This is a genomic window from Aeromonas salmonicida subsp. salmonicida (genome assembly GCF_001643305.1).
Classification (GTDB): domain Bacteria; phylum Pseudomonadota; class Gammaproteobacteria; order Enterobacterales; family Aeromonadaceae; genus Aeromonas; species Aeromonas salmonicida.
The window spans coordinates 22,236-47,764 of sequence record NZ_LSGW01000066.1; the positions used below are offsets into that span (position 1 = coordinate 22,236).

The 25,529-nt window shown below is 59.1% G+C and carries 23 protein-coding genes and 1 riboswitch; of the genes, 9 read left to right on the forward strand and 14 right to left on the reverse strand.

The genetic code is table 11. From position 1 onward, the window contains the following. Positions 1 to 140: 140 nt before the first annotated feature. The 4 genes from AXW79_RS10485 (at position 141) to AXW79_RS10500 (ending at position 2,796) form a co-directional block, all read left to right on the forward strand. Entirely contained in the window at positions 141 to 776 is a 636-nt protein-coding gene (locus AXW79_RS10485; RefSeq protein WP_005316254.1) for a Vat family streptogramin A O-acetyltransferase, read from the forward strand. 453 nt (positions 777 to 1,229) lie between these two features. Further along, positions 1,230 to 1,328 carry a DUF2971 domain-containing protein gene (locus tag AXW79_RS24150; protein WP_080561589.1) on the forward strand — a complete coding sequence of 33 codons (99 nt, stop codon included), beginning with the start codon at positions 1,230 to 1,232 and terminating at the stop codon, positions 1,326 to 1,328. Next, the gene (locus AXW79_RS22870) at positions 1,294 to 1,926 is read left to right on the forward strand and encodes a hypothetical protein (RefSeq protein ID WP_011899163.1); all 633 of its coding nucleotides are present in this window, start codon (positions 1,294 to 1,296) and stop codon (positions 1,924 to 1,926) included. The genes AXW79_RS24150 and AXW79_RS22870 overlap by 35 nt, the downstream gene beginning before the upstream one ends. A gap of 534 nt (positions 1,927 to 2,460) precedes the next feature. Next, complete coding sequence (locus AXW79_RS10500; protein WP_005316265.1) at positions 2,461 to 2,796, forward strand: hypothetical protein; 336 nt, start codon at positions 2,461 to 2,463, stop codon at positions 2,794 to 2,796. A 903-nt stretch (positions 2,797 to 3,699) separates the two neighbouring features. Here AXW79_RS10500 and thiH read toward each other — a convergent pair. The 9 genes from thiH to AXW79_RS10550 all read right to left on the reverse strand — a co-directional run bounded on the left by thiH (position 3,700) and on the right by AXW79_RS10550 (position 13,482). Further along, positions 3,700 to 4,923, reverse strand: a complete 1,224-nt coding sequence (thiH, locus tag AXW79_RS10510) for a 2-iminoacetate synthase ThiH (protein WP_274607282.1) — start codon at positions 4,921 to 4,923, stop codon at positions 3,700 to 3,702. Then, entirely contained in the window at positions 4,920 to 5,687 is a 768-nt protein-coding gene (locus tag AXW79_RS10515) for a thiazole synthase (RefSeq protein ID WP_005316273.1), read from the reverse strand. Before AXW79_RS10515 ends, thiH begins: the two co-directional genes overlap by 4 nt. 1 nt (position 5,688) lies before the next feature. Then, positions 5,689 to 5,901 carry a sulfur carrier protein ThiS gene (gene thiS, locus AXW79_RS10520; protein WP_005316276.1) on the reverse strand — a complete coding sequence of 71 codons (213 nt, stop codon included), beginning with the start codon at positions 5,899 to 5,901 and terminating at the stop codon, positions 5,689 to 5,691. Continuing rightward, positions 5,898 to 6,671: a HesA/MoeB/ThiF family protein gene (locus AXW79_RS10525; RefSeq protein WP_005316280.1), complete on the reverse strand. Its 774-nt coding sequence runs from the start codon at positions 6,669 to 6,671 to the stop codon at positions 5,898 to 5,900. Before AXW79_RS10525 ends, thiS begins: the two co-directional genes overlap by 4 nt. Next, complete coding sequence (gene thiE / locus AXW79_RS10530) at positions 6,661 to 8,235, reverse strand: thiamine phosphate synthase (RefSeq protein ID WP_005316282.1); 1,575 nt, start codon at positions 8,233 to 8,235, stop codon at positions 6,661 to 6,663. Before thiE ends, AXW79_RS10525 begins: the two co-directional genes overlap by 11 nt. Next, positions 8,232 to 10,238, reverse strand: coding sequence for a phosphomethylpyrimidine synthase ThiC (gene thiC / locus AXW79_RS10535; RefSeq protein WP_005316285.1), 2,007 nt, complete (start codon positions 10,236 to 10,238; stop codon positions 8,232 to 8,234). The genes thiE and thiC overlap by 4 nt, the downstream gene beginning before the upstream one ends. A gap of 262 nt (positions 10,239 to 10,500) precedes the next feature. Further along, a riboswitch (TPP riboswitch) is annotated at positions 10,501 to 10,614 on the reverse strand. 105 nt (positions 10,615 to 10,719) lie between these two features. Next, a complete protein-coding gene (gene aerA, locus AXW79_RS10540; protein WP_011899165.1) occupies positions 10,720 to 12,198 on the reverse strand; it encodes a beta-barrel pore-forming toxin aerolysin in 1,479 nt (492 codons plus the stop codon). A gap of 301 nt (positions 12,199 to 12,499) precedes the next feature. After that, positions 12,500 to 12,979, reverse strand: coding sequence for a hypothetical protein (locus AXW79_RS10545; protein ID WP_005316289.1), 480 nt, complete (start codon positions 12,977 to 12,979; stop codon positions 12,500 to 12,502). Positions 12,980 to 13,065: 86 nt separating this feature from the next. Further along, positions 13,066 to 13,482 (reverse strand): hypothetical protein, encoded by a 417-nt coding sequence (locus AXW79_RS10550; protein ID WP_005316291.1) that lies wholly within the window; start codon positions 13,480 to 13,482, stop codon positions 13,066 to 13,068. A 90-nt stretch (positions 13,483 to 13,572) separates the two neighbouring features. On the opposite strand from AXW79_RS10550, the gene AXW79_RS10555 reads away from it, so the two are divergent. Beyond that, positions 13,573 to 14,241 (forward strand): response regulator transcription factor, encoded by a 669-nt coding sequence (locus AXW79_RS10555; RefSeq protein ID WP_005316294.1) that lies wholly within the window; start codon positions 13,573 to 13,575, stop codon positions 14,239 to 14,241. Between the two features lie 41 nt (positions 14,242 to 14,282). Next, positions 14,283 to 15,542 (forward strand): sensor histidine kinase, encoded by a 1,260-nt coding sequence (locus AXW79_RS10560; RefSeq protein WP_005316296.1) that lies wholly within the window; start codon positions 14,283 to 14,285, stop codon positions 15,540 to 15,542. A 70-nt stretch (positions 15,543 to 15,612) separates the two neighbouring features. Here the strand turns inward: AXW79_RS10560 and rimK are convergent, their stop codons facing one another. Both rimK and metH read right to left on the reverse strand, forming a co-directional pair. Next, on the reverse strand, positions 15,613 to 16,509 hold the full coding sequence (gene rimK, locus AXW79_RS10565; protein ID WP_005316298.1) for a 30S ribosomal protein S6--L-glutamate ligase: 897 nt from the start codon (positions 16,507 to 16,509) through the stop codon (positions 15,613 to 15,615). 239 nt (positions 16,510 to 16,748) lie between these two features. Beyond that, the gene (gene metH / locus AXW79_RS10570; RefSeq protein ID WP_005316300.1) at positions 16,749 to 20,429 is read right to left on the reverse strand and encodes a methionine synthase; all 3,681 of its coding nucleotides are present in this window, start codon (positions 20,427 to 20,429) and stop codon (positions 16,749 to 16,751) included. Between the two features lie 218 nt (positions 20,430 to 20,647). Between metH and AXW79_RS10575 the strand changes: the two genes are divergently transcribed. After that, positions 20,648 to 21,925 (forward strand): cation:proton antiporter, encoded by a 1,278-nt coding sequence (locus tag AXW79_RS10575; protein WP_005316302.1) that lies wholly within the window; start codon positions 20,648 to 20,650, stop codon positions 21,923 to 21,925. A 467-nt stretch (positions 21,926 to 22,392) separates the two neighbouring features. Further along, positions 22,393 to 22,569 (forward strand): hypothetical protein, encoded by a 177-nt coding sequence (locus AXW79_RS23325; protein WP_005316304.1) that lies wholly within the window; start codon positions 22,393 to 22,395, stop codon positions 22,567 to 22,569. Between the two features lie 146 nt (positions 22,570 to 22,715). Here the strand turns inward: AXW79_RS23325 and AXW79_RS10580 are convergent, their stop codons facing one another. After that, positions 22,716 to 23,237, reverse strand: coding sequence for a GNAT family N-acetyltransferase (locus AXW79_RS10580; RefSeq protein ID WP_005316306.1), 522 nt, complete (start codon positions 23,235 to 23,237; stop codon positions 22,716 to 22,718). 116 nt (positions 23,238 to 23,353) lie between these two features. Next, the gene (locus tag AXW79_RS10585) at positions 23,354 to 24,175 is read right to left on the reverse strand and encodes an HDOD domain-containing protein (RefSeq protein ID WP_005316310.1); all 822 of its coding nucleotides are present in this window, start codon (positions 24,173 to 24,175) and stop codon (positions 23,354 to 23,356) included. A 175-nt stretch (positions 24,176 to 24,350) separates the two neighbouring features. On the opposite strand from AXW79_RS10585, the gene AXW79_RS10590 reads away from it, so the two are divergent. Then, a complete protein-coding gene (locus tag AXW79_RS10590; protein ID WP_005316314.1) occupies positions 24,351 to 24,614 on the forward strand; it encodes a hypothetical protein in 264 nt (87 codons plus the stop codon). A gap of 126 nt (positions 24,615 to 24,740) precedes the next feature. Here AXW79_RS10590 and aphA read toward each other — a convergent pair whose 3' ends face one another. Further along, the gene (gene aphA, locus AXW79_RS10595) at positions 24,741 to 25,451 is read right to left on the reverse strand and encodes an acid phosphatase AphA (RefSeq protein WP_005316316.1); all 711 of its coding nucleotides are present in this window, start codon (positions 25,449 to 25,451) and stop codon (positions 24,741 to 24,743) included. Positions 25,452 to 25,529: the final 78 nt, after the last annotated feature.

Here is a 25,529-nt window from a genome sequence, read left to right on the forward strand (position 1 = left end):
TAGAGACAAACCCGCCCCGGGTCGATGCGCACATGACGACGGGGCGACAAAGGCTGGCGAGTGCACCACCACAAAAAGGTGGCAGACCGTCATCAACTTCCTTTACGGTAGTGTGCCGACAGATTCGAAAGGAGAGCACCTTGCACGGACCCGATCCCGCCAATCCCCACCCCATGAAGGGCTTCCCCCAGGTGTGCTTTATCAAGAACACCATCAAGGGGCCCAATATCGAGGTGGGTGATTACAGCTATTACGACGACCCGGAAGACTCGGCAGGCTTTGAGCGCAACGTCCTCTATCACTTCCCCTTCATCGGCGACCGGCTCATCATCGGCAAGTTCTGCGCCATCGCCCGCGGGGTCAAGTTCATCATGAACGGCGCCAACCACCAGAGCTCCGGCTTCTCCACCTACCCCTTCTTTATCTTCGGCAATGGCTGGGAGAGCGCAGCCCCCGCACCTGGCACGCTGCCTTACAAGGGGGATACGGTGATTGGCAACGATGTCTGGATTGGCTATGACACCCTGATTATGCCGGGCGTCAAGGTCGGCAACGGCGCCATTATCGCCGCCCGCTCCGTCGTCACCGGCGACGTACCCGACTACGCCATCGTCGGCGGCAACCCAGCCCGGGTGATCCGCTACCGCTTTGACGACGACACCATAGCCCGCCTCAACGCCCTCGCCTGGTGGAACTGGCCGGTGGAGCAGATCAGCCGGAATCTGCTGTTGATCGGTGGCGGGGAGATAGCCGCACTGGAAGCTGCGGCCCGATAAACACCATCAAGCAGGAAGCCCGATGCAAATCACCACACCCCAAACGCCGCAAGAGGATGAGGTCGAGGCACCGCGGATCGGCCTGTCAGGCTACAACGTGATCCAAGCCGTCCCCTTTATCAGAAGCAGGACTACGAGATATTTTGCCAACTACCAGAAATGCCGCTGGAGCATGTAAGTTATTTTTTGAATAAACAGAAAATTAGTAATGAATAAAATCTACAAGTACATGAAATTTAGATCTGAATTTTTAAAAAAGCCTAGTTTAAGGTTAAGCCAACGCTGTGCACTAAACGATCCTTTTGAATTCAACCCTGTTCAAGATACTCTAGAGAAAATATTAGAGGATGCTCATCGAGAAGATTTTTCCAACAAATCGCTGAGTACGCAAGTGATGAGGAATTTGATGACACCGGAATCATATCCTTTACTGAAAGTTATAATAAACTATTAATGTGGTCCCACTATGCCGATGAGCACAAGGGTATTGTTGTTGAGTTTGACCACCACATTTTGAATGCTCACTTCAATAAAAAAACTTGGTCTAACTAGTTCTCTTGAACGTGTATTCTACAATAGAGAAAGACATGAGATACTACCACGTGATACATCACCAAAAAGAAACCTATTAACCAAGAGTGACGACTGGATTTATGAAAAAGAGCATCGAATAATAACTAAGGTATCGAATGCAGATTACTTTATTATTACTAAAGATGCCTATGAATACATTCTTGATTTCTATGATGAAAGCTACCTTGAACTGCTTGATATCGAGAAATACAAAGGGATGATGAAAATCTCCATAAATCATAAAGCATGTCATTTAATGGATCAGCAAGAAAAGGATGGCAACTCCACTGACGATATGGAGGAAATGAGATTTTCTCCAAGTAGCACCATATTGAACGAACCACTCTCCTTTTTCGCAGCGGTACCAACTTCTATTTTCCTTTTTGATATACCAGTAGAGTGTATCGCTGGGATATTTTTAGGCTGTAGGTTAACAGACTCAGACAAGTCAACGCTACGTAAATTCGCTTGCAAGAATACGTTCCTTAATAAAATACCTTGCTACCAAGCTAGTTTAAGCAAGCATCAATTCACCTTAGTTTTTGAAGAAACTGACCTTTTATGTACGGTGGCGTAGGCGCAATGAACGAAGCGAATTGCATCTCTATTTTTACAACTTTACTTACCAAGCTCACTTTCATGCTAACAATAAATAAGTATTAAATTACAGAGTGAGACAAGATGGAAAATACCAATCCCAAAAATCCGGCCCAATGAACATATTTCTCTTTATGGGATGGGAGGATGATATGACCAAACAATATCACACCATATGAGAATATGGGCAGATATTGGGTTAACCGCCCAATATAAATGGAAGAGCCAGATGTGGTGACAGGAAAGAAGTAATAAAGGGCAAGATAGAACAGCATCAAGAATGAACCGGATAAAAACCGTTTATCTTCAAGCCGACCAAAACCCGAAAAGAGGTAGATTCCCGAGATGAGAAAAACGACCAGCAACATCATAATAAATATCTACCTCTCGGATTCCTGCTCACCTCAGAACAGTACGATACATCTTCCATTTTCAAGCCCTTTAATTTGACCATCAGCGAGATAAATGATATCCATTAGGCCCCATTTATGTCTGATAGCAACAGGAGAGTATCATGGGGATAGCCACTTGTCCGATCAAGGAGTTGACTCTGAGTTCCCGCTCAATAGATGCTCTTGAGCAGATCGACCAACTTGTGGATAGTGCGAATCAATTGGCCTTCGCCGTTTCCGCCACGCCGCTATATACCATTTTTAGTGACCCAAGAAGTGCCAAAGATGTGGTCTACAACATCCATGACCACGACTGGGAGTTGTATGGCCAAGCAATGGAAGGTATCCCCAATATGCTTCGCCATAAATTGAATCAGGTTGTCGAACCCATGGCATGGTCCTCAACAGGTAAAGAATCTCAATTCTGGAAGTGCGTCCATGCCTCATATAACAAGTAAACTCGCGTTCCTGCTGCTCTTTGTCTGTCAGGGCACAATGGCCCTGTCACTACATGATCTGGACACAGCGTTTGAGCGATGTGTCCAGATCAAGTCGCAACACACACCCACGTTGCCAGCGAAAGGTGACCACTTCTGGTCACTGGGGAAGGAACAACAGGCGACCGTGCTTATCTATCTGCATGACGCTGCACCGCAGCAGAGGTTGATGCACTGGCGCTCAAGGCGTTCCATCAAGCAGTAGAGGGAGACAGTTCCTTTCTCAACGTATTAATCAAGGCCAGCGCCACCACCCTAACTCCTGCCCAGAAAACCCAGTTGCAGCAGATTGGGCAGGCAGAGCTGGACAGGTTGGCAAGCATGAAGGAATTTGCTCACCCCTTCTCGCTAACCAATTACCTCAAGCAATTACCCTAAGAGCCATCTCGCATATCAACTGCACCCACCACGATCTACGGGGCGGACACGGTCTTGGTTCCCCCTCTTAATTCGCTGAGGCGAACCCGCTTGTCTAGGCCGCGAGACAGGATGTCGAGCGAGCGGCGCCGGGCCATGGATGGCCCGTCGGCGCGTGCCGTCGGACAAGCGGGTAAGCCGAAGGAACCCGACGTAAGTCGGGCGAATAAGCGGGGGGTGGCCTTTCTTTTGGTGACTTTTCTTTGGCCACGCAAAGAAAAGTTACTCGCCCCAGCCCGAAGGGCGGGCGAAACCCCTTCGAGGCCAGCGGCCTCGCGTCCTGCACGGCAAAGCCGTGCCATCCACCATCCCCACACAACAAAGCGGACGATTACGCCTGACGGCTAATCGACCCTACGATTGCACGGCGCAGCCGTGCCTGCTTGCCACAGGCACAGCGTCTGGCTGGACGCCTGGATGCCACCGGCAAAGGGGGCGTGGCCGCCCCTATCGGCCCAAGAAGGGTTCCCAGTCCTTGAACACCGGCTGCAACCCAGCCTGCCTGACGGCATCGGCGACCTCACCCAGCGGGCGAGCATCGTGGATGGCGAACTGCTCCAGCTCCTCTTTGTCCCCCTCCGCATAGCCGCCCGGCTGGGTGCGCGACTCCGCCGACATCTGGGTGATGCCGAGGCGCACCGCGCCGTTGCGAAACGCAGGCGACTCGCGGGTCGACAGTGACAACTCCAGGGGCGGTGAGAAGAGGCGCCAGGCGCAGATCAGTTGCACCAGCTGCCTGTCCGACATCACCACTTCGGGCTGCAGGCCGCCGGTGCAGGGGCGCAGGCGCGGAAAGGAGAGCGAATAGCGGCTCTGCCAGTGATGGCGCTCGAGCCAGCTCAGGTGTTCGGCCACAAAATAGCTGTCGGCGCGCCAATCCGAAGAGAGGCCAATCAGCGCCCCCAGCCCTATCTTGTCGATGCCGGCCCGGCCCAGCCGCTCCGGGGTGGCGAGCCGCCAGTCGATATCCTGCTTGTTGCCACGCAGGTGATGGCGGGCGTAACTGGGAGCGTGATAGGTCTCCTGATAGACCATAACAGCATCCAGCCCCAGGGTTTTGAGCTCGGCGTAATCCGCTTGCGACAGTGGCTGCACCTCCATCGCCAACGTGCTGAAATGGCGGCGGATCTGCGGCAGATGCTCACGAAAATAGGCCATGCCCACTTTGCTCTCGTGCTCACCGGTCACCAGCAGCACGCTGTCGAAACCACGCGCCTTGATGGCCAGACACTCGCGCTCAATTTCCTCTGCATCCAGCGTCTTGCGCTTGAGGCGGTTGCTCATGGAGAAGCCGCAGTAGGAGCAGTCGTTGGCACAGAGGTTCGACAGATAGAGGGGCACGTAGAAGCCCACCGTATTGCCAAAGCGCTGGCGGGTGAGACTCTCTGCCAGCTGGGCTATCTGGGGTAGATAAGCCTCGGCGGGCGGGGAGATAAGCGCCATAAAGTCGGCCAAGGTGCGGCGCGGACTGGCCAGCGCCCGCTCCACATCCCGGGTCGTCTTGGCGCGGATCTGCATGCCGATATCGTCCCACTCCAGCTCGCGCCAACGGCTGATAAAGGAGGGGCGTGCCTCCACGTCCCTCACCTCTGATACCCTCCCCCCCAACCCCTCTCCCAATCGGAGCGGGGCGCATCCAGACGCCACATCTTGCCCCATGCCCTGAGTCATAGCGCCTCCAGAAAATCGGTGAGCGGGCTGGAGGCGCTGGCTTGCAGCCCGCGCGCGCCGAGGCCCGCCAGATAGGCGCTGCGACCTGCCTCGCAGGCCAGCGCGAAGGCGCGGCCCATGGCGACCGGATCCCGGCTCACGGCGATGGCGGTGTTGACCAGCACGGCGTCGGCACCCAGCTCAAAAGCGGCGGCGGCGTGACTCGGCGCACCTATCCCCGCATCCACCACCACGGGCACCCGCGCCTGTTCGATGATGATGGCGAGGAAATCCCGGGTCACCAGCCCCTGATTGGAGCCGATGGGGGCGCCGAGCGGCATCACGGCGGCGCAGCCCACCTCTTCCAGCCGCTTGCAGAGCACGGGATCGGCCCCGCAATAGGGCAGCACCACGAAACCCTCTTTCACCAGCTGTTCGGCGGCCTTGAGGGTCTCTATGGGATCGGGCAGCAGGTATTTGGGATCGGGGTGGATCTCCAGCTTCAACCAGTTAGTCCCGAGCGCCTCGCGGGCCAGATGGGCGGCAAACACCGCCTCGGCGGCTGTCTTGGCGCCCGAGGTGTTGGGCAGCAGCTTGACCCCGAGTGCCAGCAGCGGGGTGAGGATATCGTCGTGGCGCTTGCCGGGTTCGAGGCGCTTGATGGCCATGGTCACCAGCCGGGAGCCGCTTGCTTCGACGGCCGCCGCCATCAGATCCGGGCGGGCAAACTTGCCGGTGCCGGTAAAGAGGCGGGACGAAAATTCATGGTCAGCTATGGTCAGCATCTCAGCCTCCGGCGATGGCAGTGAAAAGGTGGAGTTCATCCCCGTCATTGAGTCGGGTGTCAGGCCAGCGGCTGCGGGGCAGCACAGCGCCGTTGAGGGCCACCGCCACCCCCTGCGGGGCAACCTCGCGGGCCGCCAGCAGCTCGGCCACGCAGATCTGGCTATCCGGGCTGGTCGTCAGCACCAGCTCGCTGTCGTTCAATCGGATCTTCATTGCGCATCCTCCATGGGATTGGCAAAGGTAGAGGCGTCGCACACGGAACAGGCGGGATCAGGGGACAACCCCAGGGTCTGCCACTCGTGGGTCAGGGCATCGAAACGGCGCAGGGTGCCCGCCACCGGACTGGGCTTGCCCAGCAGCAGCCGCAAGGCTTCCAGCGCCTGCAAGGCGCCCATCACTCCCACCAGAGGGCCTGCGACACCGCTGCTCTGGCAGCTCTCCGTGATGCGGGTATCCAGCGGATAGAGGCAGGCATAGCAGGCGTGTTCGGGGGCGGTTCGCACCATCAGCTGTCCCTGCCAGCCGACAGCGGCAGCCGAGATCCAGGGCTTGTGCTGCGCCACGCAGACGGCGTTGATGGCGTGGCGACTGGCCAGGTTGTCGCAGCAGTCGACAACCAGATCCACCTCAGCCACGAAGGCGGGCAGGCTCTGCTCATCGAGCCGCTGATTGATGGCAATCAGCTCCACATGGGGGTTGTGGGCCGCCAACCGCTCCCGGGCCAGCTCGGCCTTGGAGCGATTGACCGCATCAGCATCGAACAGGATCTGGCGCGGCAGGTTGCTGGAATCCACCACGTCGCCGTCGGCGAGCCACAAGGTGCCCACCCCGGCTCCGGCCAGATAGAGGGCCAGCGGCGAGCCGAGCCCGCCGAGGCCGACGATCAGCACGGATGCCTTTTTCAGCCTCGCCTGCCCCGCCTCGCCGATTTCGCTCAGCATCAGTTGCCTGCCGTAGCGCAGGTATTCCGCATCAGAGAGCATGATCGGCCTCCTGCTGCGTGATGGCCTGATGGATAAGCGCAGAGCAAGGCTCATCCCCCGCCCCCACTGCCGCCAGCAATCGGGCTGTGGCCCCCTGCCAGTCGTCGCTTGCGGTGATGGCAGACACCAGGGCAATGCTGCCGACCCCGCTTGCCTGTACCGCGGCAATGCGCTCCTCGCCGATACCGCCGATGGCGACCGTCGGCCAGTCGCACATGAGTGCACGATAGCGTTGCAGTCGCACCAGCCCCTGGGGGCGGGACGGCATCTGCTTGGTGTTGGTTGGGAAGATATGACCCAGCGCTATGTAGGAAGGGGCCAGTTCGCGGGCCCGCATCAACTCGAAGTAGCCGTGGGTGGAGAGACCGAGGCGCAGGTCGGCGGCCTGGATGGCGGCGAGATCCGCCGTCTCCATGTCCTCCTGCCCCAGATGCACGCCATAGGCACCGGCGGCTATGGCCTGCTGCCAGTAGTCATTGATAAAGAGCCGAGCACCAAAGCGGTGACCCAGCGCCACCGCCTCGGCAATGGCCGGTGCCACCTGGGCGGCAGGCAGGTTCTTGATGCGCAGCTGCAGGGTCTTGACCCCGGCCCCCAGCAGACGCTTGAGCCACTTGACCGAATCCACCACAGGATAGAGGCCGAGCCGATGTTCGGTCGCGGCAAAGGGGCCCTCGGGCAGGCGGGCCTCGCAGGCGGGATAGAGACCAAAGCGGCGATCCAGGCTCGACCCCGCCAGCACGGCGCGGGGGAAGTGGGCAAGATCCGCTGGCCAGCCGAGATGGGCAATCGGGCCAGGGCCGGCCCCCACCCCTTGCGCCCCAGCCAGCCCCTGTTGCAAATAAGCACGAGCGAGCGTGATGGCGTCATCGACCGGGTGATCCTGCGCCACCACGGCGGCGATGGCGCTGGCATAACAGCAACCGGTGCCGTGGCCGTGACGGGTGTCGATACGCGGCGCTCCTAGCCAGAACTCGCGCTGCTCGTCCTGGTAGTAATCGAGGCAGAGCTCGTCGCTCCAGCCCAGATGCCCGCCCTTGACCAGCACGGCGCGGGCGCCCAGTTCGCGCAGTCGCGCCGCCCCCGCCCGCACCAGCTCAGGGCTGCTGGCGGGAATGCCGGTCAGCGCCTCCAGTTCGGGGCCGTTCGGGGTGATGAGGGAGAGGCGCGGCAGCAGATGTTCGCGCACCGCCGCCAGCATATTGGCTTCGGCCATGGGGGTGCCTGTGCTGGCGATGGCCACCGGGTCGTAGACCACGAAGGGGGCCGTCAGGGTATCGAGCCGCCGGGCCAGCACCTCCACATGGAGCCGGGTCGGCAGCAGGCCTATCTTGATTGCCGCCGGGGGCAAGTCGACGCCGAGAGCGTCGATCTGGGCGGTGAAAGTCTGCATCAGCACGGGATCGACCATCTTCACCGCCACCGAGTTCTGGGCAGTGATGGCGGTGATGACAGAGCAACCGTGCACACCGAGATCGTGCAAGGTATGCAGATCGGCCTGAATGCCGGCACCGCCCCCCGAGTCGGAACCGGCTATGGTCCAGACGATGGGTCGGCTGTTCATGCCTCCTCCCGCGCCGGTTTGAGGGCCGCCGCCTGATGGTAGAGCTCGCTACCTTTCTCTTTGAAGGTTTCTGCCATCTGCGCCATGCCGCTTTCCACCTCGGCCACTACCCGCTCCTGCTGGCCATCCATGCCCACCAGCTTCACCTCGACCGCTTCCAGGCTGGCCGCGTAATCGCGCACGTCCTGGGTGATCTTCATGGAGCAGAACTTGGGGCCGCACATGGAGCAGAAGTGGGCCACCTTGCCGGACTCCTGGGGCAGGGTCTCGTCGTGATAGGCGCGGGCGGTTTCGGGATCCAGCGCCAGGTTGAACTGATCCTCCCAGCGGAATTCGAAGCGCGCCTTGGACATGGCGTTGTCGCGGATCTGGGCACCGGGGTGACCCTTGGCCAAGTCAGCGGCATGAGCGGCGATCTTGTAGGTGATGAGGCCCTGCTTCACGTCCTCCTTGTTGGGCAGCCCCAGGTGCTCCTTGGGGGTGACGTAGCAGAGCATGGCGCAGCCGTACCAGCCGATCATGGCGGCCCCTATGCCGGAGGTGAAGTGATCATAACCGGGAGCTATGTCGGTGGTGAGGGGGCCCAGGGTATAGAAAGGCGCCTCGTGACAGTGCTCCAGCTGCTCCGTCATGTTGCGCTCTATCATGTGCATGGGCACATGGCCCGGCCCCTCTATCATCACCTGGACGTCGTACTCCCAGGCGATCTTGGTGAGCTCGCCCAGGGTGCGCAGCTCGGCGAACTGGGCCTCGTCGTTGGCGTCATAGACAGAGCCGGGACGCAGACCGTCTCCAAGCGACAGGGCCACGTCATAGGCGGCGCACAGCTCGCAGATCTCGCGAAAATGCTGGTAGAGGAAGTTCTCCTTGTGGTGCGACAGGCACCACTTGGCCATGATGCTGCCGCCACGGGAGACGATACCGGTGAGACGCTTGGCGGTCATGGGTACGTAGCGCAGCAGTACGCCGGCATGGATGGTGAAGTAGTCCACACCCTGCTCGGCCTGTTCGAGCAGGGTGTCGCGGAACAGCTCCCAGGTGAGGTCTTCGGCGATACCGTTGGTTTTTTCCAGCGCCTGATAGATGGGCACTGTGCCGATGGGCACAGGGCTGTTGCGCAGGATCCACTCGCGGGTCTCGTGGATGTTGCGACCGGTGGAGAGATCCATGACGGTGTCGGCGCCCCAGCGGGTGGACCAGACCAGCTTCTCCACCTCCTCTTCGATGCTGGAGCTGACCGCCGAGTTGCCTATGTTGGCGTTGATCTTCACCAGGAAGTTGCGGCCTATGATCATGGGCTCAGTTTCCGAGTGGTTGATGTTGTTGGGAATGATGGCGCGGCCGGCGGCAACCTCATCGCGCACGAACTCGGGGGTGATGTTCTCGGGCAGGCGGGCACCGAAACCCTGGCCCGGATGCTGGCGCAGCAGCAGTTCCGAGCGCACCCGCTCGCGGCCCATGTTCTCGCGGATGGCGATAAATTCCATCTCGGGGGTGACCAGCCCCTGACGGGCATAGTGCAGCTGGGTTACCCGGCGGCCAGGCTTGGCGCGACGGGGCTTGGGCAAGTTATCGAAACGCAGGTGATCCAGCCCCTCATCGGCGAGACGCTCCTGGGTGAAGGCGGAGCTGAGATCATCGAGCTCTTCGGTGTCACCGCGCTCCCGTACCCAGTTTTCCCGCAGGCGCGGCAGACCGAGACGCACATCGATAACCGCATGCTCATCACCGTAGGCACCCGAGGTGTCGTAGACGGGGACAGGCTCGTTGGCTTCGAACTGCGGGTTATCCTTGCTGCCCCCCACCAGGGTGTCGGCCAGGGCGATTTCACGCAGCCCAACCCGGATATCGGGGCGAGAACCTTCGATAAAGATGCGGCTGGAGTTGGGATGGGCCATCCCCTTGAGATTGTCGATAAAACGCTGGGCACTGGCACGCTGCTCGCGGCGGCCGACAGGGACTGACTTGGCATTTCCCGGCACGGAAGTTTTTGAGGTAGACATAGCAAAACTCACATTAACTGATTGAAGTTATGGGTGTTTGCTTGTCTGGAGTTCGAGGAGAAGTGATGAACCTGTGGGTGAGGTTTGCATTCAAGAGGGAGCAAAACTGAAGCCTTGGCTTCCTCCTGCGCATCTTCTGTACTCCCCCTGATGGACAAGGCGACAGAAGAGGATGGCAGGCTCCCTCTTGTGCGCACTGGCTTGCCGGTCGGATCACTCCTCTCGGCGAGCGGGGAAGCTTGTTCCTCCCCGGCGCGGCAACCCACTGGTTACCCTTGTTTCCCTTCGCAGGTGCTAGCCTGATCAGGTTCCACGGATCCCGAATTAACGGTCTCAGCCTTGCGTCGTTCGACGGTTGGCACTCCGACAAGATGGCGCCAGTATAAGTGGGGAAATGGAAAGCACAAGCCTTTAACAAGACCGACCAGTGCAAACAACAACCGGGCCATGGGCCCGGTTCTCTTACTGCAACACACTGCCATTATTGGTTGGCAGCAGGGGTCACGCTGAGGCTGACATTGTTGAAGCCAAGCCCGGAGAGCTCTTGTGCATCGAGCGGGATCTCCAGTCTCAGACCCTGACCGGCACTCAGGTTGCGAGCACGGCTCGACTGGCTGGCGGCAGCGACCGGCACGGGAGCGCCGATTTCGATGTTGCCGGCAAACTGGCTCTCGGCACTGAAATCACCTGTGATCCCGGCCCGCACCGGGCGCAGCACCCTGGCCAGGTTATTCTGCATGGTAGACAGGCCGTTCTGCTGTATGGTCCAGTTCCAATCCGACCACTTCACTTCACCCGGGATATAACGCTTGTCCCACTGGTAGCGGATACTGCTGGCCTTGTCCTTGTATGGCCCTATGACGAAGGTGTGGTTCCAGTTCGGACGGTTGTCCGGATGGGTATACCAGGCATTGCCGCCCCAACGCAGGAAACCGCTCAGGGTCAGGTCATAGCTGACATCGGCCTTGAACTCGTAGGGGTAGGAGATGTCAGCTTTGTAGAGCTCTATCTTCACCGGGATCTTGGAGTGGGCCGGCACTGTCGGGCGCACGGACTGGGACAAAGAGGTGGTGGTCGAGCCCCCGTTCTGGGAGGCCCAGGACTGGTTGGCAGCAATCTCGATGGAGAGCTCGGTTTCCCCCACCAGCGGCCACTTGAACTTGTTCTTGGTGGTCACCTTCTCGCTCAGGCCATAGGTGTTGGTCTTGGACCAGTTGGTGGCCGTGTCGTAGCGCAGGGTGACGTCATAACCGGATTGAGGCGTGTCGCTGTCGTTGATAGCCCACCCCACCACAGTCTTGACCAGTTGGCGGTCGGACTGGGTCACATCGCCATGCTTGAAACTGTCAGGATCCAGGTTGTAGGCAAAATTGCTCACCTTGATGGAGGTCTTGTCACCACAGCGATAACCATCGCAGCCACCGTCATTGTTGCCACGGATCACCCAGCCATCGCCATCACGGGTCACATCCATGTCTTCGCCGACATATTGACTGTGATTTCCCCCTACCCAGGCATAGCCGAGATAATGGGCCAGATAACTGGTTGGTTTGATGAAATTAGCACTGTCATGTACCAGCCGCCATTGCACATCTACTTCATCACCATCTGGAATATCCAGAGCAGACAGAGTCGGTATTTCTCCGGTAGCAGGATTGGTCGGATAGCACCAAGTGCTGGACGCTGAACCTGGTTTTATTTCACCATTATACCCCGGCCCCATAATGACCCAGCCGTTGGCGAGTCCGCTTATTTGCCATTGTCCCATCATGCCGACAATATTGCTTTTGACGCTCTGCGCCTCTTCTCGATTGACGGGGCGATACTTGTCGCCACAGACCTCTTGCCCCAATGAAAACAGGCGAAGCTGGTCTGGATAGACGGGCTCTGCCGCTTGCGCCTGTGCCATCAGCAGGCCGGATATGATTAATGACAAGCCAGTTATTTTTAGTTTTTTCATAGCAACCCCAATATATTAAACACTGACATGCATTCACCCGACTTATATATCAACGGGCAGCATGTGAGTATGACAGTATCAGTCGCATCAATCTCATTATGCGATCAAGCCCACACTTCAATATATAAACAGAATTAATCGGAAGATATATTCAGCATTGTTTTATATTGAGCAATACAATATCAGAGCATGCGCTCTATTATTTTATTCGTCACTTAATCATATTTAAGAATATCTTAAAAAAGAGAACTCTAATTTAGCAATTTAAATATTCCCCAATTAAGTGAGCAAGGCCTCGGCATTATTTCGGCTCATCCTCTGGATTCGGGATCAGTATCTCGGTCACGCGGCCCGTCTCGTCACGGGTCAGCACCAGGGTACGCCCCGGTTGCAGATCCGCGGGGCTGCCGTTGAGCCAGCGGGTACCGGCATCAAATGTCATTGCTCCCAGACCCTGCAATTGCAGCGCATGGCCCGTCACGGCGAGCAAGGTGCCCTCCGCCCGGCGCCACTGGGCAGCCGGTTCTGACTCAGGGGCGTGTCCATCAAGGCGAATATGTTCGGCGACGCCGTTGCGACTCAGGATGGCGAGCTTCATACCGGGCTTGAGGTCGGAAAACTGACGCACCCCGGCCAGTGCGGCGCTGCCAAGCTCCAGCTCGGCGCCTTGAAATTGCAGCCGAATGCCATCGTTGTGTTCCAGCTCCACCTGCCAGAGCTCGCCATCGACGGCAAGGGTGCAGAACGGCAGAGCCAGCAGCAGGAGGGAGGTGTGTGTCATAACAGAAGGCCCATGGTCAAACCCTGATGAGGTTTAACTATGGGCCTGGGCGGGCAATTTTTCCGGTCGCCAGATGCGCCTGCTGCTCAATCATCCTGGCGGCAACGACTCAACCGCATGCCGTCGAACTTGCACTCCAGTTCCAGCCAGCGCCCTTCGAAGGGAGCCAGGCTGTTATCCGAGGTGACATAGCCCCAGATCCGTCCTTGCGCCACCGGTCCCTCCAGCTCCATCTCGTCCTCTTCGTCCAGCGCCTCCACCTCGCGGATCACCCTCAGCCCCTCCTCAACCACCCCTTCCAGATCGACCCAGCGGCCACCGAGATCGTCCTCGCTCAGCCCATCCTTGAAGCGGGTCCCTTCGTCGAGCACGAAGGGGATGCCGTTGACCATCAGCTGGCCCAGTTGCCAGGTGGTGCGGCCGGTCAACTTGAACTCGGCCGACTGCGCAGTGCCAAGTGGCAACAATATAAACAGCAGCAGAGCGCACAGAGACTTCTTCATCAGGGATCCTCGGGGTTACACTGCCACACAGGATGCCTCGTCCAGTGTGAGATGACCGTGAAATATCGGTCAAAACCAGGAGATCAAAACATGAAAATACTGGTGGTGGAAGACAATCCCCAGGTCGCGGAAACCATCATGGATTACCTGGAGCTGGCCGGGCACAGGCTGGACTGCGCCTATCACGGTCAGGCTGCCCTGCAACTGCTGGCCGAGCAGCGCTTCGACGTCATCATCATGGATGTCATGATGCCGCGTCTGGATGGCCTCTCCACGGTTGAGCGGCTGCGGGCCGATGGCATAGCGACTCCAGTGCTGTTTCTCACCGCCCGCGACAGTCTGGATGACAAGCTGGCGGGCTTTCGGGCCGGTGGCGATGACTATCTGGTCAAGCCGTTCGCCATGGAGGAACTGGAAGTGCGGCTGCAGGCGCTGGCCCTGCGTGGCCCCCGCAGCGACATGGGGGCCCTCAGCGTGGGCGAGCTGACGCTGGATCCCGCCAGTGGCCGCGCCACCCGCGCCGGAGTCGAGCTCAAGCTCGGCAAGATCCCGTTCCAGATCCTCACCCTGCTGGTGCGCCGCGCCCCCCATCTGGTGAGCCGGCAAGAAGTGCTGGAGACAGTCTGGGGGGATGAAGAGCCAGACTCCGATGCCCTGCGCAGCCACATCTATGCCCTGCGCAACGCCCTCGACAAACCCTTCCCTACCCCCATGCTGGAAACCCTCCACGGTCAGGGCTATCGACTGGTGACATCATGATCAAACCCGGAGGCCATGACCCATCCCCATCGGGTGATTCAATGAACCAGCCAGCGGGAGGCCTTGACCAGGCACAGCCGGATACCCAGGTCAGCCTGCCCAGTTTGCGCCATCGCCTGATCCTGACCCTGAGCGGGGCGGGCATGCTGCTGCTGATCATCATCAGCCTGTTGATGGTGGTGGCCGAAGACAAGATGGAAGAGTTGAGCCTGCGTCACTGGCTGGAAGCTGAGGTCACCCGCTACAACGATGACTGGCTGCAGCTCGGCATGGCGGCCCCAGCCCCCAGTCCACGCCAGTTCTCCAGTTACTGGACCGAAGCGGGCCGACTGCCAGCCTGGCTCAAGCCCTATCAGAGCCCGGGCTTCTTCGAGCACCAGCTTGGCGAGGAGGACAAGCACTTCCTGGTGAGGCCCCATCCCTCCGGCCAGGGGCTGCTCTATCTGGTGTTCAACGACGACGCCGACGACTATCTGGATCCTTACGAAGATCAGCTGCATCTGGCTACCAGGCTGATAGGCTTGACCCTGCTGATCGCGTGCATCGGTTTTGGCATCTGGCTGGTGCGTCACATCACGGGGCCACTGCAGCGGTTGCAGCAAAGGGTCGCCCACCTCACCCCGGATCAGGCGGATTTCGTGCCCGATGCCCCCTGGCAGGAATTGCGGGAGATCGAGCTGGCACTGCTGACCGGCAAACACGAGGTGGCCGCCGTGTTCGCGCGCGAGCAGGAGTTCAGCCGTTTTGCCAGCCATGAGCTGCGCACCCCCAACATGGTGATCCAGGGGTCGGCAGCGCTGCTCGGCAAGGTAACGGACTTGCCCGCCCCCGCCGCCCGTGCCACCACCCGCATTCGCGCCGCAGCAGACGAAATGGCACTGCTCACAGAGACCTTCCTGCTGCTGGGTCGCAAGGAGGCGGTGGAGCGTTCGTTGCAACGGGTAGAACCGCTGATCCGGCAGGAGCTGGTACGCCTCGCCCCGCTGTTGCAGCGAGAGACGCTCGATATCAGGCTCACCCTGGACGAGGCAAGCGAGGTCAATGCCCCCCTCTCCTTGCTCGCCATTGCCCTCGGCAACCTGCTGAAAAATGCCTTGAGCTATGCCGAGGGGCATATCGAGATCGAGCTGTGCGGGCCCGTACTCACCATCAGCAACCCGACTGCGGCCGCGCCGGATCAGATCCTCGGCTACGGCTGCGGCCTCACCATCATACAGCGCATCTGCGAGAAGCTCGGCTGGCAGATAGACACCCGGCTGGAGGCAGGCATCTTCAGCGCCAGGCTGGAAATGCGGGAATAACCGACTCGCAAACAACACAAGGCGCCCGAAGGCGCCTTGTGTTTATACCGCGATGCAAGCCGTCAGCGGCTTATTCGGCGGGCTTGTTCTTGCGGCTCGCCTTGAGCTCCAGGAACTCGATGATCTTGCCAGCCACATCCTTGCCGGAGGCGGCTTCCACCCCTTGCAGACCGGGGGAGGAGTTCACCTCCAGCACCAGAGGGCCACGGGCAGAGCGCAGAATATCCACACCCGCCACATCCAGCCCCATGATCTTGGCCGCCTGCACTGCGGTGGCCCGCTCTTCGGGGCTTATCTTGATCGCCTCGGCAGTGCCGCCACGGTGCAGGTTGGAGCGAAACTCCCCCGGCTGGGCCTGACGGCGCATGGCTGCGACTACCTTGCCATTGACCACCAGGCAGCGAATGTCGGCGCCGTTGGCCTCACGGATATACTCCTGCACCAATATGTTGTTATTGGTCTGGATAAAGGCCTCGATCACGCTCTCGGCCGCCTTGTGGGTCTCGCACAACACAACGCCAATTCCCTGGGTGCCTTCCAGCAGCTTCACTACCAGAGGGGCGCCCCCCACCATGGTGATGAGATCCGGCACATCGTGGGTGCTGTGGGCATAGCCGGTGATGGGCAGACCTATGCCGTGGCGCGACAACAACTGCATGGCCCGCAGCTTGTCGCGGGAACGGGAGATGGCCACAGAGCTGTTGAGAGCCATGGTGTTCATCATCTCGAACTGGCGCAGCACGGCGGTGCCGTAAAAGGTGATGCTGGCGCCGATGCGCGGGATCACGGCGTCGTAACTCTCCAGCTCTCGTCCTTCGTAATGAATGGAGGGGCTGTGGGAGGCGATATTCATATAGCAGCGCAGGGTGTCTAGCACCTCTACCTGATGACCGCGGGCCTGCGCCACCTCGACCAGACGGCGGGTGGAATAGTTTCTGGGCTCACGGGATAAAATGGCGATCTTCATGACAATTCCGCTAGAAGGCAGTGCCTGGGCAGGATGGGGCGGGAGAGTATAAGGTGCCACAGCGCCAAGACAACGCCAATTGTTTCTCCTGACAACAAGACAAACCACGCAGAACTGCACACTGCAATCCCGTTGTCACCGATATGTCAAACGGCGGCCCTAAGCTGGTCTGTCCACCAGCCCAAGGATGCCGCCGTTTCTCGTCAAAGATCAACCAATGTCACTCGGGAGATCGGGATTCAGTTCAGGTTCGGCCCCAGCCAGCGTTCTGCTTCCGCCAGGGTCATCCCCTTGCGGGCGGCGTAATCTTCCACCTGATCCTGCTGGATCTGCGCCACCGCGAAGTATTTGCTGTCGGGGTGGGAGAAGTACCAGCCCGACACGGCCGCTCCCGGCCACATGGCGTAGGATTCCGTCAGCTTCATGCCGATGGCCTGCTCCACGCCCAGCAGCTCCCAGATGCTGCCCTTCTCGGTGTGCTCGGGACAGGCGGGGTAACCGGGCGCCGGGCGTATGCCGCGGTAGTTCTCGCGGATCAGATCCTCATTGCTGAGGGCCTCGTCGGCTGCATAGCCCCAGTGCACCTTGCGCACCTGTTCGTGCAGATACTCGGCGAGACGGTCGCACACCGCCTGGATGAGGATGGCATTGTAGTCGTCGTGATCCGCCTTGTAGGCCGTGGCGATGGCCTCTTCCCCGATTCCGCCCGTCACCGCGAAGGCACCGATCCAGTCCGGCTTGCCGCTCTCTTTCGGCGCCACATAGTCCGCCAGACAGTAGTTGGGGAAGCCCTGCTTCTCGCTCTGCTGACGCAGGTGGTGCAGCACCTTGCGCACCTTGCTGCGCGACTCGTCGGTATAGACCTCTATGCTGTCGCCGATCGTGTTGGCCGGAAACAGACCTATGATGCCGGCGCAGCGCACGCTCTCGTCCTGCTCCAGCTTGTCCAGCATGGCGTTGGCATCGGCAAACAGCTTGGTCGCCTCCTCACCTATGATCTCGTCTTCGAGAATGCGCGGATACTTGCCCGCCAGCTCCCAGCTGAGGAAAAACGGCGTCCAGTCTATGTAGGGGCGCAGCACCGAGACGTGCACGTTCTCAAACGTCTGCACGCCCAGCTCACGGGGGGCCGGCGGTTGATAGTTCACCCAGTCCAGCTGCTGCCGGTTGGCTCGGGCATGGGCCAGACTGACCGGCTTGGATCTCGGCTGCTTGCGGGCATGCTGATCCCGGGCAACCTCGTACTCCTTGTCAATGCGGGCGACAAAGGCAGGCTTCAGTTCCGGGTTCAGCAAGCTCTGGGCCACCCCGACGGCGCGCGACGCGTTCGACACATAGACCACGGGTTCGCTGTAGTTCTGCTCTATCTTGACCGCTGTGTGGGCCTTGGAGGTGGTGGCACCGCCGATCAGCAGCGGCAGCTTGAAGCCCTGACGCTCCATCTCTTTGGCCACGTGCACCATCTCGTCGAGAGACGGTGTGATCAGGCCAGACAGCCCTATGATATCGGCTCCCACTTCACGGGCAGTCTTGAGAATGGTCTCGCAGGAGACCATAACCCCCAAGTCGACGATCTCGTAGTTGTTGCACTGCAACACAACGCCGACGATGTTCTTGCCGATGTCGTGCACGTCCCCCTTCACCGTAGCGAGCACTATCTTGCCGTTGCTGTAGCCGCCCTGTTTCTCGGCTTCGATGTAGGGTTGCAGATAGGCCACCGCCCGCTTCATCACCCGGGCGGATTTGACCACCTGAGGCAGAAACATCTTGCCCGCGCCAAACAGATCGCCGACCACGTTCATGCCGTCCATCAGGGGCCCTTCGATCACGTGTAGCGGCTTCTCGGCACCGGCCCGCGCCTCTTCCGTATCCTCTTCGATAAAGTCTGTTATGCCCTTGACCAGAGCGTGTTCCAGCCGCTTGCCTACCGGCCAGCTGCGCCACTCCTGATCCCGCGGATCCTCCGCCTGGGCTCCGGCGCCACGATACTTCTCGGCGATGGCCAGCAAATCCTCGGTGGCACTGTCACTCAAGTTGAGCACCACGGCCTCGACCTTGGCCTTCAGCTCCGCCGGTATGTCTTCATAGATGGCGAGCTGACCAGCGTTGACTATGCCCATGTCCATGCCGTTCTGGATGGCGTGGTAGAGGAAGACAGCGTGGATGGCTTCGCGCACCGGTTCATTGCCGCGAAACGAGAAAGAGACGTTGGAGACACCGCCCGAGATCATGGCATGGGGCAAATGGGTCTTGATGTCCTTCACCGCCTCGATGAAGTCCACCGCATAGTTGTTGTGCTCGTCGATGCCGGTCGCCACCGCGAAGATATTGGGATCGAAGATGATGTCTTCCGGCGGAAAACCCACCTGATCCACCAGGATCCGGTAGGCGCGCTGGCAGATCTCAAACTTGCGGGTGCGAGTGTCAGCCTGGCCCACCTCATCGAACGCCATGACGATGACGGCGGCGCCATAGCGACGCAGCAGTTTGGCCTGCTGGATGAATTTCTCCTCCCCCTCCTTCATGGAGATGGAGTTGACCACAGGCTTGCCCTGCACGCACTTGAGGCCGGCTTCCAGCACCTCCCACTTGGAGGAGTCGATCATCACCGGCACTCGGGCGATATCAGGCTCACCGGCGATGAGGTTCAGGAAGCGCACCATGGCCGCTTCGGCGTCCAGCATCCCCTCGTCCATGTTGATGTCGATGATCTGGGCGCCGCTCTCCACCTGCTGCTTGGCCACATCGAGGGCTTCGTCGTAGAGCCCCTCCTTGATGAGACGCTTGAATTTGGCGGAACCGGTGACGTTGGTACGCTCACCCACGTTCACAAACATGGAGTCCGCCGTGATGATGAGGGGCTCGAGACCCGACAGGCGGCAGGCGACCGGCAGCGTGGGCAAGGTGCGCGGCTTGATGCCGGCGACAGCGTCACTCATGGCGCGAATATGGGTCGGGGTGGTGCCGCAGCAGCCCCCCACCATGTTGAGAAAACCGCTTTGGGCCCACTCGCGGATATGGTCAGCCATCTCACCCGCATCGAGATCGTACTCGCCGAACGCATTGGGCAGACCGGCGTTGGGGTGGGCGCTCACAAAGGTCTCGCTGATGCGCGACAGCTCCTCCACATATTGGCGCAGCTCGTCGGGCCCCAGCGCACAGTTCAGACCGAACGAGATGGGTTTGACATGGCGCAGGGAGTGATAGAAGGCTTCGGTGGTCTGACCGGAGAGAGTACGGCCCGAGGCATCCGTGATGGTGCCGGAGATCATCACCGGCAGGCTGTAACCCAGCGCCTCAAACACCCCTTCCACCGCGAAGGCAGCCGCCTTGGCGTTGAGGGTATCGAAGATGGTCTCGATCAGAATGAGGTCGGCGCCACCCTCGATCAGGGCATGGGTCGACTCCGTATACGCAGCCACCAGCTGGTCATAGGTGACGTTGCGCTTGCCGGGATCGTTCACGTCCGGCGAGATGGAGCAGGTGCGGTTGGTGGGACCCAGCACACCGGCGACAAAGCGCGGTCTGGCGGGGTTCCTAGCCGTCCATTCGTCTGCCACGGCACGGGCCAGCCGGGCCGCCTCGCGGTTGATCTCGGCCGAAAGATCTTCCATCTCGTAATCGGCCATGGCGATGCGAGTGGCGTTGAAGGTGTTGGTTTCGAGGATGTCGGCCCCGGCGGCACAATACTGATCGTGGATCTCGCGAATGATCCCGGGCCTGGTCAGCACCAGCAGGTCGTTGTTGCCCTTGATGTCGGTATGCCAGTCGGCAAACCGCTCACCGCGATAATCCGCCTCGCCCAGCTTGTAGCCCTGGATCATGGTGCCCATGGCCCCGTCGATGATCAGGATCCGTTCCTTGAGACAGGATTCCAGTTTCTTTGTTATGTCCGACTTTATGCTCGGCTTTTCGTTCAACACCGCTCGCTCCTCTTACATCCATGCAACTGCGTGAAGGTCATCCTAGCAGCAAACAAATCAAATGGAAATCTAGCCGTCTATCTGTCCACAGTGGAGTCCACAATAACCACCGGATACTCATAAATAGGTAATGAGTAACATGTGACCCCAGAGTACCCTATGCCGGTCCTCAGCGAAGGATACGTGCTTGCTGTTTACTAACGAGAAAAATAACCATGAGCGTCTACTACACACTCTGCTTTTTGGCAGCGTTGGCGATCCTGATCGCCTTTGCCAACCAGTATGTCGTGAAGATCCAGACCACCATCGCCATCACTGCCGGATCCATGCTGATCTCCGCCCTGATGGTGCTGTTTGGCAAACTGGGTTGGTTCAACCTTGAGCCCCTGGCCATCGAAACCATGAAGAGCATCGACTTCCAGAATTTCCTGCTGAAGGGGATCCTGGGCTTCCTGCTGTTCGCTGGCGGCATTGGCATCAACCTCAAGGCCTTGCGCAGCCAGAAGTGGGAAATCACCATACTGGCGATCTTCTCCACCCTGCTCTCCACCTTCCTGATCGGTTACGGCTTCTGGTTCATCGCCAAGCTGCTGGGCTGGGAAGTACCGCTGGTCTATTGCCTGCTGTTCGGGGCCCTGATCACCCCCACCGACCCCATTGCCGTGCTGGCCATCGTCAAGAAGATGCAGGCGCCCCCCCAGATCGCCATTCAAATTGAAGGGGAATCCCTGTTCAACGACGGTACCGGTCTGGTGATATTCGCCACCATATTTGCCGTGGCGTTTGGCGGCGTTGAACCGACCTTCGGCAGCGTCGCCGGTCTGTTCCTGCACGAGGCCCTCGGTGGCATCTTGTTCGGCGCCGTGCTGGGCCTCATCGCCCACGTGATGATCAGTGCCACCGACGATGGCTCCCTGGAGCTGCTGCTGACCCTTTGCATACCGACTGCCGGCTTTGCCCTCGCCAATATGATGGGTGTCTCCGGTGCCCTGGCCATGGTGGTCACCGGCATCATGATCGGCAACTGGACCCGTCACTCCGGCTTCTCCGAGCAGAGCAGCCACTATCTGGATCACTTCTGGGAGTTGATGGACCAGTTCCTCAACGCGCTCTTGTTCCTGCTGATCGGTCTGGCACTGGTGCTGCTGGATCTCGCCTGGCGTGACTGGATCCTGCTGGTTATCGCGGTACCGCTCTGCCTGGCGGCGCGCTTCATCAGCGTCTCTGTCCCCTTCATGGCCTTCCGCCGTTTTCGCACCTACAACCGCTTCACCATCCGCATCCTTACCTGGGGCGGCTTGCGTGGCGGTCTGGCCATGGCCATGGCGCTGGCACTGCCTTCCGGTGTCATGATGATACCCGAGCACAACGTCGATCTGCGTCAGGTCATACTGGTGATGACCTACTCTGTGGTGATGTTCTCCATCGTGGTGCAGGGCATGACCATTACACCCATGATCACCGCCGCCAAGAAGGCCAGCGGCGACTACTGAGTCACCGTCTGACAGTGATTGACCTGCTGAAAAAGGGCTCCCGACGGGAGCCCTTTTTATCTCGGAGAACACGACAAAAACGGATCTGGTACAAAATCACCAAATAATTGTTTGCTTTTTATTCATATCGAGGAGAGAATGCGCGCCGGCTAGTTAATCAGCCCTGTTTATGTTTACCCTGCAATGCTTCACTCACGATGAATCCTGTCAGTATCCGCATAACCTCCCTCTGATTTACTCGCCTCGAGAACCGTCAGGCTGTCTGCCTGCGTTGCCCGGCTCTCACGGCGCAGACTCGCTCTGCCCACCCAATTTGATTTATGCATCAGCATATTCCTTGATAGTGCAGACGCCCCTGACAGGGCTGGGTATTCCTGCGCGCTTGTTGACCACAAAGTCGACCGCGTCCATTAACCTGACATTTGCCAACACAGGGAGCAAACACTTAATTTATATAGAGAAATTTCATGATGAAAGCCATACATACACACAAACCCCTGCGTCGTAGCAAACCCATCAACCTGCCTGTCCAAGAGCAGGATTCCGATGCGTTCCTGATCCAGTTCAGCACCCGCTTCAGCGGCGGTTTCGCCATCTCCTGTGATGGTATCGCTGGCGAGTTCTCCATCGAAGACCTCAACTGATCCTGCCTGCCCTCCGGCAGCGCCCGATGCAGACAGGCCGCAACTCACGGCGGCCTCTTTGCTTCAACTCCTGTTTATTCTCCTGAACCAGCACCGTCAGCATCGCCTTCCATCACTGACTGAAAGCTGCATCCCCGTTTCATACCTCAGGCCAGGTTCGTTTCAGCTCCGGCAGCCTCCAGCAGCAGACACGCGTCGGCATCCTCGCTCAACTTGACCAGTCGGCTTTGTACCAGCCCCAGCTTGGCCAGCAGTGTCAGTGATCGTTCGTTGCCCGGTGTGACTATGGCGATGACACGCACAATCCCCAACCTTTCCCGGCCGTCCTGCAGCGCCGCCTTTGCCGCTTCTATGCCATAACCCTGACCACGATAGGCGGGCAGGAAGGCATAGCCAATGTCTTCACAGGGCAGGGTGTCTCGCCTGATCAAACCACAGATGCCGATCTTGGCTTCATCGCCTCTGCGCGCCACCAGATAGAGGCCGTGGCCATGGCGAGCATAACTGACCGCGGGCCCTTGCTGGATGTAGTGTTCGGCATCCGCCAGGGTACGCACACCGCGATCGCCAATGTAACGGTGGAAATCGCTGTCGTTGAGCAGCTCGAGGATAAAGGGAGCATCAGCGATGGTCAGTTCGCGCAGCAGCAGGCGCTCGGAGAGGATCATGACAAGGGCTCTTTCAGAAAATACAGGCCTTCAAGACTGCCTCTGCACCGCAGGGTTGGCAAGGCAAACCCCATGAAAAAGGGCCGCATTGCGGCCCGGTGACAATATGAGCGGGCTCAGGCCGCCAGCAAACCCGCATAGCCATTACCGTGTTCCCGCATCGCCACCAGCACGGCGGCGCAGTCAGACCATGGCAGACCAAGTCGGTCTGCTACCTGAGTTGGCCACTCGGGCGGCGCTACCTCCCCCACATCCGATTGGGCCGCCAGGGCGATGGCCAGATGGATCAGGCCAGCTTCGACAGAAAACTCCTTGGCCAGCATGGGGTTGTAGTGGTACTCCACCGCATGGCAGATACTGAGGGGAAATTGCCAACGCTTGGCCATCTCGGCCCCGGTCTGGGCATAGTTGAAACCAACCACCAGCTCCTCTGCCTTGGCGCGCCCCTTGCTGGGTTCAAGATCCTGAATGTGGTTAACCATGTTTTCCGGCAGACCCACATGCATGATGAGGCGCCCCATGTCGAACAACAGGGCACAGGTGAACACCTCCTCCCCTTTCATGCCCTTTAGCTTGGCCAGCAACCTGGCCAGCTCGGCCACATCGAACACGTTGCCCCAGAAGTGCCTGAGATCGATGCCGGGCACCGAATGAACAGATCCCGTCAGGCCGCAGGCCAGCACCATGTTGCGTACCACATCGACTCCGAGCCGCACCACGGCTTCGTTGACGGTGGCAACCTGACGATTGCCGCCAAACTTGGCGGAGTTGGCCAGCCGCAGCAGCTTGGCAGAGATGACGGGATCCTTGTTGATCTTCTTGGCGATCAACAGGGTATCTGGCTCCTTCTCATTGAAGGTCTGTACCAGATCGCGCATGACTTCGGGTACATTGGGCAGGTTTTGGGGATGGGATAACAGAGAGTCTATGGTGGGCATATTGATATCCGTCCATGCAATTTTATGATGGTTTTCGTTTGCTGACAGCAAACCCACAGATAAGTATGAGTAACAAAAACTGGCGCCACAGAAATGTTTTTATCGCAATATTTCAAAGTGTTAATGCCAGCTTCGTTATACTGGCATCTTTTATGGCATGACGAGGAAGTACACCATGAGCGAATCCACCGAGTTCTTTGACGAGCAAACCCTGCTGGAGATGGTCGACAACCAGCTGATCGACGGTCATCCGTTGCAGGTCAAGGCGACCCTGATGCGATTGGTGATGAAGGGCACCCCACGGGAAGAGGCGCTGCAATATATCGCCTGCGCCCTCGGTGCCGAGCTGATGGCGATGGAGGCTGAACAGGGCCCCTTCAACCTAGAGCGCTACGCCCAGTTTCTGGATTCCCTGCCCGAGATGCCCTGGGCGGAATAAACCGCCGTACGCGAACAAGGGGAACTTGTCGGCAACCCATGCCACGATGCCAACACCCGCGCCACAGACTCACTAAAAAGCCGGATCCTGACAGGATCCGGCTTTTTTCTAGCGGTTTTACGCCGCTCAGAACTGGGAGTTGACGATCACCTCTTCCCCCAGGGCGCCAGCCAGCGGCAGTGGGCGATAGCTGGAGTTTGCCGCCCGCAGCAGCCGAATGCCGCGGGCGCCCACTTCCTGCGCAGCCTTGATATCCCCGTCCGCATCGCCGTAGAAGACCTTTATCTCTTTATCCTTGAGCCACTGCACCTTGGTGTTCTGGCCCGGCTGATCGCCGGCGAAGATCACCGGATTGAGTCGATCGGCGGGGATCCCCATGGTCTGCTGCAGGGTCTGGCTCACGGTTTCCGTTTTGGTGGCAGAACGGCCAGTGACGAAATAGATGTGATCGCCGCGTTTGAGGTGCATGGCGATCAGCGCCTTGCCCACCTCTTTCGGCATGCTGAACGCATCCCAGCCGTTGTTCATCTTCTCCCAGAAGGCAGGGTTCTTCAGATAGCTCTCGTCGTTGGGCGAGAACTCCTGCTTGCCGCGATAGAAACCCGGGCTGGAGAAGAGCAGGGTATCGTCGATATCAAAACCTACCGCCATCGGGGGTAAACCATCCAGACTCTTGGCAATCTGCTCTACCGAGACCCAATGAACAGGAGCCTGCTGGGCCATGGTCACTGTCGTGACACCGGCCGGGCTGGTCACGATCTGATCGGCCAGGGCGGGCAGACTGAAGGTGGCGGCAAACAGGGATGCTATCAGGGTAAGACGGGAAAAAGCGGGCATGGCACAACTCATGACGTGAACGAAACAGGGTGCCAATCCTGCCCCATGCTGCCGATGCAAACCGTGAAACTCGCCACA

What these genes read in the sequence shown, in the direction of transcription:
- AXW79_RS24150 (WP_080561589.1), top strand. Translation starts at nt 1,230, where the DNA reads ATGTGGTCCCACTATGCCGATGAGCACAAGGGTATTGTTGTTGAGTTT.
- AXW79_RS22870 (WP_011899163.1), top strand. Translation starts at nt 1,294, where the DNA reads ATGCTCACTTCAATAAAAAAACTTGGTCTAACTAGTTCTCTTGAACGT.
- AXW79_RS10500 (WP_005316265.1), top strand. Translation starts at nt 2,461, where the DNA reads ATGGGGATAGCCACTTGTCCGATCAAGGAGTTGACTCTGAGTTCCCGC.
- thiH (WP_274607282.1), bottom strand. Translation starts at nt 4,923, where the DNA reads ATGACTCAGGGCATGGGGCAAGATGTGGCGTCTGGATGCGCCCCGCTC.
- AXW79_RS10515 (WP_005316273.1), bottom strand. Translation starts at nt 5,687, where the DNA reads ATGCTGACCATAGCTGACCATGAATTTTCGTCCCGCCTCTTTACCGGC.
- thiS (WP_005316276.1), bottom strand. Translation starts at nt 5,901, where the DNA reads ATGAAGATCCGATTGAACGACAGCGAGCTGGTGCTGACGACCAGCCCG.
- AXW79_RS10525 (WP_005316280.1), bottom strand. Translation starts at nt 6,671, where the DNA reads ATGCTCTCTGATGCGGAATACCTGCGCTACGGCAGGCAACTGATGCTG.
- thiE (WP_005316282.1), bottom strand. Translation starts at nt 8,235, where the DNA reads ATGAACAGCCGACCCATCGTCTGGACCATAGCCGGTTCCGACTCGGGG.
- thiC (WP_005316285.1), bottom strand. Translation starts at nt 10,238, where the DNA reads ATGTCTACCTCAAAAACTTCCGTGCCGGGAAATGCCAAGTCAGTCCCT.
- aerA (WP_011899165.1), bottom strand. Translation starts at nt 12,198, where the DNA reads ATGAAAAAACTAAAAATAACTGGCTTGTCATTAATCATATCCGGCCTG.
- AXW79_RS10545 (WP_005316289.1), bottom strand. Translation starts at nt 12,979, where the DNA reads ATGACACACACCTCCCTCCTGCTGCTGGCTCTGCCGTTCTGCACCCTT.
- AXW79_RS10550 (WP_005316291.1), bottom strand. Translation starts at nt 13,482, where the DNA reads ATGAAGAAGTCTCTGTGCGCTCTGCTGCTGTTTATATTGTTGCCACTT.
- AXW79_RS10555 (WP_005316294.1), top strand. Translation starts at nt 13,573, where the DNA reads ATGAAAATACTGGTGGTGGAAGACAATCCCCAGGTCGCGGAAACCATC.
- AXW79_RS10560 (WP_005316296.1), top strand. Translation starts at nt 14,283, where the DNA reads ATGAACCAGCCAGCGGGAGGCCTTGACCAGGCACAGCCGGATACCCAG.
- rimK (WP_005316298.1), bottom strand. Translation starts at nt 16,509, where the DNA reads ATGAAGATCGCCATTTTATCCCGTGAGCCCAGAAACTATTCCACCCGC.
- AXW79_RS10575 (WP_005316302.1), top strand. Translation starts at nt 20,648, where the DNA reads ATGAGCGTCTACTACACACTCTGCTTTTTGGCAGCGTTGGCGATCCTG.
- AXW79_RS23325 (WP_005316304.1), top strand. Translation starts at nt 22,393, where the DNA reads ATGATGAAAGCCATACATACACACAAACCCCTGCGTCGTAGCAAACCC.
- AXW79_RS10580 (WP_005316306.1), bottom strand. Translation starts at nt 23,237, where the DNA reads ATGATCCTCTCCGAGCGCCTGCTGCTGCGCGAACTGACCATCGCTGAT.
- AXW79_RS10585 (WP_005316310.1), bottom strand. Translation starts at nt 24,175, where the DNA reads ATGCCCACCATAGACTCTCTGTTATCCCATCCCCAAAACCTGCCCAAT.
- AXW79_RS10590 (WP_005316314.1), top strand. Translation starts at nt 24,351, where the DNA reads ATGAGCGAATCCACCGAGTTCTTTGACGAGCAAACCCTGCTGGAGATG.
- aphA (WP_005316316.1), bottom strand. Translation starts at nt 25,451, where the DNA reads ATGCCCGCTTTTTCCCGTCTTACCCTGATAGCATCCCTGTTTGCCGCC.